This window comes from Streptomyces sp. NPDC042638, from assembly GCF_040647235.1.
In the GTDB taxonomy this organism is placed as follows: Bacteria; Actinomycetota; Actinomycetes; order Streptomycetales; family Streptomycetaceae; genus Streptomyces; species Streptomyces rameus.
Map to the genome: position 1 here is coordinate 240,709 of NZ_JBEZBT010000002.1, position 12,913 is coordinate 253,621.

Genomic DNA, 12,913 nt, shown 5'->3' on the forward strand with positions numbered 1-12,913 from the left:
CGGCGCACCCGGCGGCACCGCGGTTCCCCGGGGACACGGGGAACCGCGCGACCGGCCCGCGGCCACTCCCGTCCCCGTTACAGGGCCTTGGCCCCCGGTTCCACCATGTTCCGTACGGTCCGCGCCTTCACGAACTCGCCGATCGCCGTCATGTCCCACTCGCCGGAGAACTGGCGGATGAGCTTGGCCATCAGGACGCCCGTCCGGGCCTCCGCGCCGGTGAGGTCGAAGCGGACCAGCTCCTCGCCCGTCGCCGGGTCGACCAGCCGGCAGTACGCCTTGGCGACCTCCGTGAACTTCTGGCCGGAGAAGGAGTTCACCGTGAAGACCAGACCGGTGACCTCCTGGGGGAGGCGGCCGAGGTCGACCACGATGACCTCGTCGTCGCCACCGCCCTCACCGGTCAGGTTGTCCCCGGAGTGCTTCACCGCGCCGTTCAGGATCGTCAGCTTGCCGAAGTAGCAGCTGTCGATGTGGTTGCGCAACGGCCCGTAGGCGATGACCGAGGCGTCCAGGTCGATGTCCCTGCCGCCGAACGCCGGCTCCCAGCCGAGGCCCATCTGTACCCGGGACAGCAGGGGCCGGCCGCCCTTGACGAGGGACACGGTCTGGTTCTTCTGGAGGCTGACCCGGCCCTTGTCCAGGTTGATCTTCCCGGCGCCCGGCACCGGGGCGGCGGGCGGGGCCGCCGGCTGCGGCGGGGCGGCAGGGGCGGCGGCCGGCTCCTCCACCGTCACGCCGAAGTCGGTGGCGATACCCGCGAGCCCGTCGGCGTACCCCTGCCCGACGGCCCGCGCCTTCCACTGGCCGCCCCTGCGGTAGACCTCCACGACCACCAGCGCGGTCTCCGCGCCGAGCTGCGGCGGGGTGAACGTCGCCAGCACGGCGCCGCCGTCCGCCTCCCGGATCGTGGCCGTCGGCTCGATGCCCTGGAAGGTCTGTCCGGCGGCGTCCGGACTGGCCGTGACGACGATCTTCTCGATCTCCGGCGGCACGGCCGCGGTGTCGACGGTGACCGCGTCCGGAGCCGTACCGCCACCGGAGCGGTACGTCACGCCCGGGCCCGTGGGCTGGTTGTAGAAGATGAAGTCGTCGTCGGAACGCACCTTGCCGTCGGCGGTGAGCAGCAGGCCCGACACATCGAGCCGCACCGGAGCGGAGACGTCCACCGTCACGCGCGCGGCCGGGAGAGGGATGTTCGAGCCAGGGGTCATAGCTGTCATGCCGGGTGAACGAACGACACCGCTTTACCGTTCCCTTACCGACCGGACGGCCTACGGCACCACGACGATCTTCCGCCCCACGCCCGACGCGAACTGCTCCAGCGCCTGCGGGTACCGCTCCAGCGGGATCCGGTCGCTGATGAACACGTCGGGGTCCAGGACGCCGTTCGCGAACAGCTCCGCCGCCCGCTCGAAGCTGTGCAGCACGGCCATGGAGCCGGTGATCGTGATCTCCTGGTTGTAGATCCGGTACGGGTCGATCGTCACCCGGGTCGCGTAGTCGGCCACCCCGAACTGCAGGAACGTGCCCGCCTTCGCCACCCGGTCCAGGCCGTCCTGGATCGCCGCCGCGTTGCCGGTCGCGTCCACCACCACGTCCCAGCCGTGCGGCCGGACCAGTTCGTCGGCGCTGCCGGCCGCGCCCGAGACGCCGAGCCCACGGGCCGTCTCCAGACGGGCCGGGTTGATGTCGACCACGTCCACGCTCGCGGCGCCGGTCCGCTTGGCCAGCTCCAGCATCATCAGGCCCATGGTCCCGGAGCCGTAGATCAGCACGTGGGCGCCCAGGCGGGACCGGAGCACGTCGTAGCCGCGCACCGCGCAGGACAGGGGCTCCACCAGTGCCGCGTCCTCGGTACGCACGTGCTCGGGCAGCTTCACGCAGTTCGCCACGGGGGCGAGCGCGTACCGCGCGGCCCCGCCCGCCGTCGTCACGCCGATGGCGGCCCACCGCTCGCACAGGTTGTTGTGGCCGGTACGGCAGTAGCGGCACTCGTAGCAGTAGAGCGAGGGGTCCACGGCCACCCGGTCACCGACCGCCACCTCCGTCACCCGGGTGCCGACGCCGACGACCTCGCCGGCGAACTCGTGCCCGGGGACGATCGGCAGCTTGGGCGCGAACTCGCCCTGGAGGATGTGCAGGTCCGTGCCGCACAGGCCGCAGGCGGCGACCTCGACGACGACCTCGCGGGGCCCGGGCGTCGGGTCGGGGACCTCGGTGACGACGGCGCGGCCCACGGACTCGATGACGGCGGCCTTCATTTCACGGCTCCCAACGACAGGCCCTGGACCAGCTTGTCCTGGGCGGCGAACCCCGCGGCGAGCACCGGCAGGGAGATCACGAGCGACGCGGCGCACACCTTGGCCAGGAACAGGCCCTGGCTGGTGATGAAGCCGGTCAGGAAGACCGGGGCGGTCTCGGCGACCACGCCGGTGAGGACCCGGGCGAAGAGCAGTTCGTTCCAGCTGAAGATGAAGCAGATCAGGGCCGTGGCGGCGATGCCGGGCAGGGCGATCGGGGCCACCACGCGCGCGAGGATCGTCGGCAGCCGGGCGCCGTCGATCTGCGCCGCCTCGATCACCGCCACCGGGACCTCGGCGAGGAACGACTGCATCATCCACACCGCGATCGGCAGGTTCATGGAGGTGTAGAGGATGACCAGCAGCCAGATGTTGTCCAGCATCCCGGTGTTCTTCGCGAACAGGTAGATCGGCAGCAGGCCGGCCACGACCGGCAGCATCTTCGTGGACAGGAAGAAGAACAGGACGTCCGTCCACTTGCGCACCCGCCGGATCGACAGCGCGTACGCCGCCGGCAGGGCGAGGAGCAGCACGCACAGCGTCGAGACCAGCGAAGCGACCGTCGAGTTGATCAGTGCCGGCCAGGGGCTCGCCCCGCCGCCGCTGCCGAAGAACTCGCGGTAGCCGTCGAGGGTGAGGGCGGCGCCGAAGGAGGGCGGGTTGGTCGCCGCGTCCGCCTCGGAGTGGAAGGAGGTCAGCGCCATCCAGGCGATGGGCAGGAAGAAGACGATGCCGGCCAGCCAGGCCACCAGGCCGACGCCCAGCCCCCGGTGCCTTCTGAACGTCACGGCGATACCGCTCATGCGCGGGACACCTCCTCGCGGAACAGGGACGACACCACGCGCAGGGCGAAGGTCGCGATGATGATCGAGCCGATGACCACCAGGACGCCTGCGGCCGAGGCGAGGCCGTTCTCGTGGGCCTGGTAGAAGCTCTGGTAGACGGTGTAGGGGAGGTTGGCGGTGCCCAGGCCGCCGGAGGTGATCGTGAAGACCGCGTCGAAGTTCTGGACGATGTAGATCGAGCCCAGCAGGGCGCCGAGTTCGAGGTAGCGGCGCAGGTGCGGGAGCGTCAGATGGCGGAAGACCTGCCAGTCGCTCGCGCCGTCCACGCGCGCGGCCTCGATCTGCTCGGGGTCACGGCTCTGCAGACCGGCGAGCAGGATCAGCATCATGAACGGCGTCCACTGCCACACCAGGGAGGCTTCGACCGCCAGCAGCGGCGTGCGCGAGATCCAGTCGGGCTGTGGGCCGCCGACGTAGTGCAACAGACCGTTGAGCAGGCCGTATTCGGGGTTGTACAGGACGTGCTTCCACAGCAGGGCGGCGGCCACCGGGACCACCAGGAAGGGGGCGATCAGCAGGGTGCGGACGACGCCCCGGCCGCGGAACCTGTGGTTCAGCAGCAGCGCCAGTGCCAGGCCGAGGACCAGGCTGACCAGGACCACCGTGACCGTCAGCAGCACGGTCGTCCACACCGAGTGGCGCAGGTCGGCGTCGGTGAGGACCTGGCGGTAGTTGTCGACGCCGGTGAAGCGGCGGGCCTTCGGGTAGAGGGCGTTCCAGTCGAAGAAGGAGATCACCAGCGTGGCCACGAACGGCAGCTGGGTCACCAGGATCATGAAGACGAGGGCGGGCAGGAGGGGGGCCCGGGTGGCCCAGGCGCGCAGGCGGGCGGGGGGCCGCCGGGTGGCGCGTGCCGGTGTCGCCGCGTACGGCGCTGTTGTCGCGGTCATCGTCCCTCGTACTCCTTGGAGATGCGCTCGGCGAGCGCTTGCGACTTCTTCAGGGCCGAGTCGACGGACTGCCGTCCGGCGATGGCCGAACTGATCTCCTGGGAGACCTTGGTGCCGAGATCGGTGAACTCGGGGATGCCGACGAACTGGATGCCTGGCGCGGGGCGCGGCTGGACGCCGGGGTCGTTCGGGCGGCTGCTCTCGATGGCCTCCTTGGTCATCTCCTGGAAGGCGGCGGCGGACGTCCGGTAGGCGGCGTTGGTGTACGTCGACGCCCGCTTGCCCGCCGGGACGTCGGACCAGCCGCTGGTCCTGCCGACCAGTTGCTCATAGCCCTTGCCGGACGCCCAGGAGACGAACTTCCACGCCTTGTCCGGATTGCGGGAGGCCTGCTGGATGCCCCAGGCCCAGGTGTAGAGCCAGCCGGAGGACTTCGTCCGCTCCACGGGCGCGGGGGCGTAGCCGAGCTTGCCCTTGACCGGTGATCCGTTCGCCTCCAGCAGGCCGGCCGCGGAGGTCGCGTCGTACCACATGGCGACCTTGCCCTGGGTCATGTTGTTCAGGCACTCGGCGAAGCCGGACTGGGCGGCGCCGGACTCGCCGTGCTCGCGGACGAGGCCGACGTAGAACTTGGTCGCCTTCTTGAAGGCGGGGGAGTCGAGCCGTGCCTTCCAGTCCTTGTCGAACCAGGTGCCCCCGAAGGTGTTCACGACGGTGGTCAGCGGTGCCATCACCTCGCCCCAGCCGGGCAGCCCGCGCAGGCAGATGCCCCGCATGCCGGAGCGGGCGCCGTCCGTCTCGGCCGCGAGGTCGGCCACCTGCTGCCAGGTGGGGTGGGCGGGCATCGTCAGGCCCTTCGCGGCGAAGACGTCCTTGCGGTACATGAGGAAGGACGACTCGCCGTAGAAGGGCTGGCCGTAGAGCTTGCCGTCGTTGCCGGTCAGGGACTCGCGCATCGGTTCGAGGACGTCCCGCTCGTCGTACGAGGGGTCCTTCGCGACGTACGGGTCCATCTCGCGCAGCCAGCCGTTGCGGGCGTAGATCGGTATCTCGTAGTTGGACAGCGTGGCGACGTCGTACTGGCCCGCCTGGTTGGCGAAGTCCTGGCTGATCTTGTCGCGGACGTCGTTCTCGGGCAGGACGGTGAAGTTGACCTTGATGCCGGTCTCCTTGGTGAAGTGGGCGGCGGTCAGCTTCTGCAACTCGGTCATCTGCGGGTTGTTGACCATCAGGACGTTGATGGCGTCGCCGCCGGAACCGGTCCCGCCCGCACCGGCCCAGCAGCCGGAGAGCAGCGGGGCGAGCAGCGTCCCTGCGGCGGTCGCGACCAGTGCGGCTCGCGGCCTCCGTCGGCTCGGGGTGCGCATGGATCGCTCCTGGAGGTATGAGGGCGTGAAAGGGGAATATATGGACATAGTGGACGCTCGAAGGGTGAAGGGGCGCGTCTGAGGGGCGGCTCCGGCGGCAGGCCGGGCCCGGGGATCAGACCCGGATGACCTGCGGGCCCAGCAGGGAGTAGCGATGGGCCTCGGCGGTCGGCAGGAGGGTGCTGGTCACGATCGTCTCCAGCGCGCCGATCTCCGCGAAGCGGCAGAAGCTGACCGCGCCGAACTTGGTGTGCACGCCCGCGAAGACCGTGCGGCGGGCGGCCCGGACGGCCTGCGCCTTCACCTCGCTGACCGCGGGGTCGGGAGTGGTCAGGCCGTACTCGCGGGAGATGCCGTTGGCCCCGATGTAGGCGAGGTCGATCACGAAGCCGGCCAGCATCTTCGTCGTCCAGTGGTCGACGGTGGCCAGGGTGCCCGGACGGACCCGGCCGCCGAGCAGCAGCACGGAGACCTGGTCCGCCTCCGCCAGGGCGCCCGCCACCGGCAGGGACGCGGTGACCACGGTCAGTGGCCGGTCCCGCGGCAGGGTCTCGGCGATGAGCTGTGGGGTGAAGCCCTCGTCGACGAACACCGTCTCGGCGTCGCCCAGCAGGTCGGCCGCCGCGGCGGCGATCCGGCGCTTCTCGGGCACATGGCTGGTGGCGCGGAAGGCGAGCGTCGTCTCGAAGCCGGCGCTCTCCACCGGATAGGCGCCGCCGTGGGTGCGGCGGACCAGGCCGTGGTCCTCCAGCGCGCGCAGGTCGCGGCGGATGGTCTCCTTGGCCACGCCCAGTCGGGTGGCGAGCGCGGTGACGTCCACCGAGCCGGTGGCGCGTGCGGTCCGCACGATCTCGCGTCGGCGTTCCTCCGTGGTCCACGTGCTCATGTCGTCACCCACTTTCCCCGTGGAACTGCCCGTTCGGGCCCATGGGGGAAAGTTCTACCGTCGGTGCGCGACGCTGACCAGGTCTGTTGAGTGCCCGATCCTGCCCGGTTGGGCCCGTTCCGCGCGGGCCGTGCCCGCCGCGGACCTGCGCGGCTGTCCCGGACGGGGTGGGAACGGGCACGCCCGGTGCCCGGACACGGCTGCGGGCGGGCCCGTTCGGTGCCCGACCGCTCGTACCGGGGTCTCGCACAGGGGTTCCGCCGCGACCCGCCCGAGGGCGCCGGTCGGCTCAGTACGGCTCAGTACGGCTCAGCACGGCCCAGTACGGCTCAGTACGGCCAGATCGGCGGGTCGGTCACGAAGTGCCCGCCCAGGTGGCTGTGGGCCGGGTTGTCCGGGTCCAGTTCGCCGTGCTCGGCGACGAGCTTCGCCGCGTACGGCTCGGAGTCGTCCCGCGGCTCGTAGCCGAGCGCCCGCGCGCTGCCGAGGTCCCACCACAGGCGGGTGTTGGCGGAGGAGCCGTAGACGACCGTGTGGCCGACGTCCCCGGCGGTCAGGGCCGCGTGGAAGAGGCGGGCGCCGTCGGCCGGGCTCATCCACACCGAGAGCATGCGGACGCTGGTGGGCTCCGGGAAACAGGAGCCGATGCGCACGGAGACGGTCTCCAGGCCGTGCTTGTCCCAGTAGAGCTGGGCCAGGTCCTCGCCGAAGGACTTGGACAGCCCGTAGAAGGTGTCCGGACGGTGCGGGGTGTCGACCGGGATCGGCGGCTCACCCGCGCGCGGGGCCGGTGTGAAGCCGACGGCGTGGTTGGAGGAGGCGAAGACGATCCGCGGCACGCCCTCCTGGCGGGCGGCCTCGTACAGGTTGTAGGTGCCCTCGATGTTCGACTTCAGGATCTTCTCGAAGGGTGCTTCCAGGGAGATGCCCGCGAGGTGCAGGATCGCGTCCACGCCCCGCACCGCCTCGCGCAGGGCCTCCCTGTCGCCGAGGTCCGCGGTGACCGCGTCCGGCTCGCCCTCGATCGGGCGGACGTCGAACAGGCGCAGCGTGTAGCCGTACTCCGGCAGCAGGGACCGCATCAGGGTGCCGAGTCCGCCGGCGGCGCCGGTGAGCAGGAGGGTGCGGGGAGCGGGCATCCTACGATCTCCTTGACATCAACGGTCGCATGCATGGGTGTGGTTCATATGTGTGGACACGCTAAGGAGCGGTGATCCGCCTCGTCAAGTGGGCCTTGGCTGGGGAGAATCCGGCGCCGCGTCGCCCGTACGTGCGCTTGACCCGCTCCCGTACGGGCCCGTAGCGTGAGGGTGTTCAGAAATATAGACGCCGATCAGAGACATGCACCGACAGGGAGCGCCCGTGACGCCTGCCCCTCTCGCCGCCCGGCTCCGCGATCCGGGCGGGCCGCTCTTCTTCCCCGTCACGGCCTACGGCCCCGATGGCTCGCCCGACCTCGACGTCTACCGCACCCATGTGCGCCAAGGGATCGCGGCCGGCGCCGCCGCCGTGTTCGCCTGCTGCGGCACCGGGGAGTTCCACGCGCTGCTGCCGGAGGAGTTCGAGGCCTGCGTCCGGGTGACCGTGGAGGCGGCCGGCGGACGCGTCCCGGTGGTCGCCGGGGCCGGCTACGGCACCGCGCTCGCCGTCCGCTACGCGCGCCTCGCCGAGGCGGCGGGCGCCGACGGCATCCTCGCCATGCCCCCGTACCTGGTCGTCGCCGGCCAGGAGGGCCTGCTGCGGCACTACCGCGAGGTCGCCGCGGCCACCGCCCTGCCGGTGATCGTCTACCAGCGCGACAACGCCGTCTTCACCCCGCGGACGGTGGTGGAACTCGCCCGCACCGACGGGATCACCGGCCTCAAGGACGGCCTCGGCGACCTCGGCCTGATGCAGCGGATCCTCAGTGCCGTCCGCACCGAAGTCCCCGGCGAGTTCCTCTACTTCAACGGCCTGCCCACCGCCGAGCAGACCCAGCTCGCCTACCACGCCCTCGGCGTCACCCTGTACTCCTCGGCCGTCTTCTGCTTCGCCCCCGAAATCGCCCTCGCCTACCACCGGGCCCTGACCGCGGGCGACTCGGCCACCCTGCGGCGCCTCCTGGACGGCTTCTACGGCCCGTTCGTGGAACTGCGCGCCCAGGGCCGCGGCTACGCCGTCTCCCTCGTCAAGGCGGGCGTACGGCTGCGCGGCCTGGACGTCGGCGAGGTCCGGCCCCCGCTGCACGAGCCGGCGGAGGAGCACGTCAAACAACTCGCCCAGCTGATCGAGCGGGGACTGGCCCTGCTGGAGGAGGACGCGTGAGCGAGCACGGCCCGGCCCCGGAGCCGGGGCGCGTGAAGGCATCGGCGTTCGTCTACCCCTGGGACGTCAACGGCGACCCCGAGGCCCCCGCGCGCATCGCCGGGCTCGGCGTCGGGCAGGTCACGCTCGCCGCCGCCTACCACTCCACCCGCGCGCTGACCCCGCACCACCCGCGCCACCGCATCGTCACCGCCGAGTACGCGGCCGTCCTGTACCCGCCGGGCGACCGCTGGGCGGGCCGCGGCCTGCGGCCCTACCCCGCCGGCCGCTGGGCCCCCGGCAACGCCTACGGGGAGGCCGCCGAGGCCCTCGCCGCGGTCGGCCTGGAGGTGCACACCTGGGTCGTGCTCGCCCACAACTCCCGGCTGGGCTCGGAGCATCCCGACACCTCGGTCGTCAACGCCTACGGCGACCGCTACCCGTGGGCACCCTGCATCGCCCAGCCCGCCACGCGCGCGTACCTGACCGACCTGGCCGCCGAGGCGGCCGTACGCCCCGGCGCGCGGGGCACCGAACTGGAGTCCCTCGGCTGGTACGGGCTGCAGCACCTGCACGCCCACGACAAGACCGCGGGCGTCGGCCTCGGCGACGCCGGCCAGTACCTGATGTCCCTGTGCTTCTGCCCGTCCTGCCGGACCGGCTACGGCGCACAGGGCCTGGACGCCGGCGCGCTGGCGGCGGCCGTGCGCGAGGCGCTGGAGCCGCTGTGGCGCGGCACGGCCGGCGACGAGGGCTGGCCCACCGTCGGGAAGCTGCTCGGCGAGGACACGGCGGCCGCCACGCGCGCGTGGCGCGAGGAGACCGCCCGCACCCTCCAGGAGGAGGCCGTCGCCGCCGTACGCGCCGCCGCACCCGACGGCTTCCGCGTCCTGCTGCACGCCGACCCGGTCTCCTACCACTGCGGCGCCAACGTGGGCGTCGACCCCGCCCACATCCTCTCCGTGGCCGACGGCGTGGTGGTGCCCTGCACGGGGGGTACGGCCCTGCTGGCGCCCTTCGCCGGACACGCGCGGGAGGGGACGGTGCTGGCCGCCAACCTCACGGTCGTCACGGGCATGGGCGGCAGCCCCGGCACGCTCGCGGCGGACGCGGCACGCGCGCGCGCCGAAGGCGCCACGGAACTGCGGCTCTATCACGCCGGCCTCGCGTCGGACGGCGACCTCGCCGCGGTACGCACGGCCCTGTCCACCCGCTGAGCCGGCAGGGCGGCCGTTCCGTGGCCGAGCCGGGAGTGTCGCCGTTCCGCCGCCGAGCCGGCAGAGGTGGCCGTCCCGAGCGGGGCCAGGCCGTGGGGCGGCGGATGCGGCACGCTCGCGGCGGATGCGGCACGTGCGGGTGCCGAGGGTGGCACGGGGCCGCGCCGTGTCACGGCGGGCTCGCGCCGGACGGGGAGCTCGCCGTGGTGCCGGCGGCCCTGTTCGCTCGCCGGGGCAGGAGGAAGGCCGCCCCGAGCAGCGCCAGGCCGTAGCACGGCAGCAGCAGCCCGGGACCGGCCAGTACCACCAGGCCGGCACCGGCGGCCAGCCCGAGCACGTTGGGGGTGAACATCAGCGTGTTGGCGGTCGCCGTCGCCCGGCCGAGCAGCGGGCCGGGGGTCTCCTGCTGGACCGCGGTGAGCGCGGCGATCAGTACGCAGGGAAGTCCCAGGCCGCTCGCCATGCCGGACGCCAGCGCCACCGGGTCCCACGGCACGGCCCGTGCCACCACCGCGGCCCCCGTCAGCGCGATCCCGGCCGCCGCGAACCGCCGCGCGCCCAGTCGCCGAAGCGCCGGCCCGGCGAGCAGCCCGGTGGCCACCGAGCCGACGCCCTGGGCGGCGTACAGCACGCCCAGATAGGCGGGGGAGTGGCCGAGCCGGTCGACCACGGCGTAGCCCGTCGGGCTGCTCAGAGCGGCGAGCAGCATCGTGACGCCGCCCGCCCGGACCAGCGGGCGCAGCTCCGGGTGCCCCCACAGGTACCGGGCACCCTCGGCGGTCTCCCGCCACCAGCCGGTGCCGGACCTGACGGGTCGCTCCTCGCGCACCCGGAGCAGGCGGTACACCCCGGCCGCGAGCACGAAGCTGGCCGCGTCCAGACAGGCCACGGCCGGGCCGCCGTAGGCCGCGTAGAGCCCGGCACCGGTCAGCGGGGCGACGAGCTTCATCCCCTCGGTGACCGTCATCCGCAGCCCGTTGAAGTCGCCCAGCAGGCCGGGGCCGACCGCGGCGGTGACCAGCGCCGACTCGGCGGCGTCGTGAACCGTGCCGGCGGCGCCGTACACCAGCAGGACGGCGTACAGCAGCCACAGGCGGCCGGGGGAGTCGACGGCGAAGAGGACGAGGAGCAGGGCCGCGAGTCCCAGGTTCAGGGTCACGAGCAGGGGCACCCGGCGCACCCGGTCGGCGAGCGTGCCGAGCGCCGGCCCGGCCAGGGTGGGCACCCACATGGCGACCACGCACAGGGCGGCCAGGCCGTCGGAACCGGTCAGGTCCTTCACCCACACGCCCGACGCCAGCCACAGCGAGGAGGTGCCGAAGCCGGACACCACCACCGCCGTCAGATACAGCCCCGCGTCGCGGTCCCGCAGCACGCGCGGCACGGTCAGGAAAGTCGTCATGCCTGGTCATCGTGCGGCTAAGGCGGTGACCCCGGGATCGGCAGGATGCCCAGGTTTCCGCGGCGGGCGCGGTGCCGGCGACCAGGAGCCGTACGGCGGACGCGGGAGCGGCCGTACGCCGGGGGAGACCGTCGGCGCGGCGGCGATGAGTTCGCGCGAGCCGGCCGGTCAGCCCTTCGTACGGCACGTACGCGTCGCTGAAGCTGAAGGAGTGCGCCATGACCACCGCCGACCTCGGTCCGCAGACCGGCATCGTCGCCCGGCTCGCTTCGGCCGTCACGGAGGAGCAGCTGACGGCCGCCACACCCTGCCCGGGCTGCGCGGTGCACAACCTGCTGAGCCACCTGCTGTCGCTGTCCGTGGCCTTCCGGGACGCCGCCCGCAAGGAGCTGGGCGCGAGCACCGACACCAGCCCGAACGCCGCCCCCTGGGACCTCGGCCCCGGCTGGCGCGAGCAGCTGCCCGAGGCACTGGACGAGCTGGCCGCCGCCTGGCGCGACCCGGCGGCCTGGACCGGGGACACCCGCGCCGGCGGGGTGGACCTGCCGGGCGCGGTCGCCGGCGCGGTCGTCGCCGACGAGCTGGTGATCCACGGCTGGGACCTGGCCCGCGCCACCGGCCAGGAGTACACCCCGGACCCGGGTGCCCTGGATGCGGCCCACGGCTTCCTGCTGGCCGCTGCCGGGGACCCGGACCGGGGCAACGGACTGTTCGGCCCGGTCGTACCGGTTCCGGCGGGTGCCCCGCTGCTCGACCGGGCGGTGGGGCTGAGCGGACGGGATCCCGAATGGCGGCCCTAGGGGGCCCGGTCCGGCGGGGGCCGCGCCCGCACCGGAGGCTGTGAACGAGCGCCGTCGCGGGCGGGCAGGCATGATCGGACCAGCGGATGCTCGTCATCCCGGAGCAGGGCCGCGACGCACCTCGCACCCGTGGCCCGCGCACACATCGGCCGGCCCCAGAGCTACGGAGGAAGCCGCAATGGACGAGCACTACGTGTGGGTGACGACGCGCCGCCTGCGGCCGGGCACGCTGGAGGAGTTCGAGAGGGCATGGCGCCCGGCCCCCGCCCCGCAGGGCCTGCGCCGCGCCTACGCGTACTGGTCGGAGGACGGGCAGGAGATCACCGGGGTGTCCTTCTGGGAGTCCCGGGACGCCTGCGATTCCTGGCGGACCTCCGAGCCGGAGGCCCAGCGCAGAGCGGCCATGGCCCCGTACGTCGTCGAGGAACGCGAAGGCTTCTACCGGGGCCGTGAACTCGCCGTCCCGGGCGCCGGGCGCGGATGACCGCCGGAGGCCGGCATGAGTGAGATCGTCGTCGTGTACGAAACCGACCGGCCGGGGACCGGCGAGCAACGGCGCCCCCGGCGGGTGCACGCCGCCCCCACGGTCCCCGGCCGGCCTGACACCGCCGGACCGCGGACGCTCTGCGGCCGGGACACCTTCGCCATGGAGAGGGCCCGCCCGACGCCCGCCTCCTGGTCCCCGGGGACGCCGTGGTACCCCGTCGAGTACGCGTCCGTGGTCTGCCCCGACTGCGACGCCGTGATGGAGATCTGACCGGACCTTTCCCGGCCCCTCTCCGTGGCCGGCCCGCGCACGCCGCCGCCGGGGCGGCGACATCCGCACCGTCCGAGCCGTTCCCTGCCCCGCGCCGTCCGAGCCGTTCCCGGCCCCGCACCGCCGGAGCCGTCCCCTGCCCTGCTCCGTCCGGGCCGTTCCC

The 12,913-nt window shown here is 73.0% G+C and carries 13 protein-coding genes; 5 read left to right on the forward strand and 8 right to left on the reverse strand.

Going from position 1 to position 12,913, the window contains the following annotated elements; all coding sequences use genetic code 11:
- Positions 1-77: 77 nt before the first annotated feature.
- From AB0B40_RS02690 to AB0B40_RS02720, 7 genes are all read right to left on the reverse strand, one after another.
- Positions 78-1,214, reverse strand: coding sequence for a TerD family protein (locus tag AB0B40_RS02690; protein ID WP_362262303.1), 1,137 nt, complete (start codon positions 1,212-1,214; stop codon positions 78-80).
- Positions 1,215-1,274: 60 nt separating this feature from the next.
- On the reverse strand, positions 1,275-2,264 hold the full coding sequence (locus AB0B40_RS02695) for a zinc-dependent alcohol dehydrogenase family protein (RefSeq protein WP_345050867.1): 990 nt from the start codon (positions 2,262-2,264) through the stop codon (positions 1,275-1,277).
- On the reverse strand, positions 2,261-3,106 hold the full coding sequence (locus AB0B40_RS02700; protein WP_362262306.1) for a carbohydrate ABC transporter permease: 846 nt from the start codon (positions 3,104-3,106) through the stop codon (positions 2,261-2,263). The genes AB0B40_RS02695 and AB0B40_RS02700 overlap by 4 nt, the downstream gene beginning before the upstream one ends.
- A complete protein-coding gene (locus AB0B40_RS02705) occupies positions 3,103-4,038 on the reverse strand; it encodes a sugar ABC transporter permease (protein ID WP_345050872.1) in 936 nt (311 codons plus the stop codon). The genes AB0B40_RS02700 and AB0B40_RS02705 overlap by 4 nt, the downstream gene beginning before the upstream one ends.
- A complete protein-coding gene (locus AB0B40_RS02710; protein WP_345050875.1) occupies positions 4,035-5,405 on the reverse strand; it encodes a sugar ABC transporter substrate-binding protein in 1,371 nt (456 codons plus the stop codon). Before AB0B40_RS02710 ends, AB0B40_RS02705 begins: the two co-directional genes overlap by 4 nt.
- Positions 5,406-5,520: 115 nt before the next feature.
- Positions 5,521-6,291, reverse strand: a complete 771-nt coding sequence (locus AB0B40_RS02715; protein WP_345050878.1) for a DeoR/GlpR family DNA-binding transcription regulator — start codon at positions 6,289-6,291, stop codon at positions 5,521-5,523.
- Positions 6,292-6,620: 329 nt separating this feature from the next.
- The gene (locus tag AB0B40_RS02720) at positions 6,621-7,430 is read right to left on the reverse strand and encodes an NAD(P)-dependent oxidoreductase (RefSeq protein ID WP_362262311.1); all 810 of its coding nucleotides are present in this window, start codon (positions 7,428-7,430) and stop codon (positions 6,621-6,623) included.
- Positions 7,431-7,653: 223 nt separating this feature from the next.
- On the opposite strand from AB0B40_RS02720, the gene AB0B40_RS02725 reads away from it, so the two are divergent.
- Positions 7,654-8,595 carry a 5-dehydro-4-deoxyglucarate dehydratase gene (locus AB0B40_RS02725; RefSeq protein WP_362262314.1) on the forward strand — a complete coding sequence of 314 codons (942 nt, stop codon included), beginning with the start codon at positions 7,654-7,656 and terminating at the stop codon, positions 8,593-8,595.
- A 32-nt stretch (positions 8,596-8,627) separates the two neighbouring features.
- A complete protein-coding gene (locus AB0B40_RS02730) occupies positions 8,628-9,791 on the forward strand; it encodes a hypothetical protein (protein WP_345050988.1) in 1,164 nt (387 codons plus the stop codon).
- Between the two features lie 169 nt (positions 9,792-9,960).
- Here the strand turns inward: AB0B40_RS02730 and AB0B40_RS02735 are convergent, their stop codons facing one another.
- A complete protein-coding gene (locus tag AB0B40_RS02735; protein WP_345050885.1) occupies positions 9,961-11,193 on the reverse strand; it encodes an MFS transporter in 1,233 nt (410 codons plus the stop codon).
- A gap of 218 nt (positions 11,194-11,411) precedes the next feature.
- Between AB0B40_RS02735 and AB0B40_RS02740 the strand changes: the two genes are divergently transcribed.
- From AB0B40_RS02740 to AB0B40_RS02750, 3 genes are all read left to right on the forward strand, one after another.
- Positions 11,412-11,993, forward strand: a complete 582-nt coding sequence (locus AB0B40_RS02740; protein ID WP_362262317.1) for a TIGR03086 family metal-binding protein — start codon at positions 11,412-11,414, stop codon at positions 11,991-11,993.
- A gap of 178 nt (positions 11,994-12,171) precedes the next feature.
- Positions 12,172-12,477 (forward strand): hypothetical protein, encoded by a 306-nt coding sequence (locus AB0B40_RS02745; protein ID WP_345050890.1) that lies wholly within the window; start codon positions 12,172-12,174, stop codon positions 12,475-12,477.
- 15 nt (positions 12,478-12,492) lie between these two features.
- Entirely contained in the window at positions 12,493-12,750 is a 258-nt protein-coding gene (locus AB0B40_RS02750; protein WP_345050892.1) for a hypothetical protein, read from the forward strand.
- Positions 12,751-12,913: the final 163 nt, after the last annotated feature.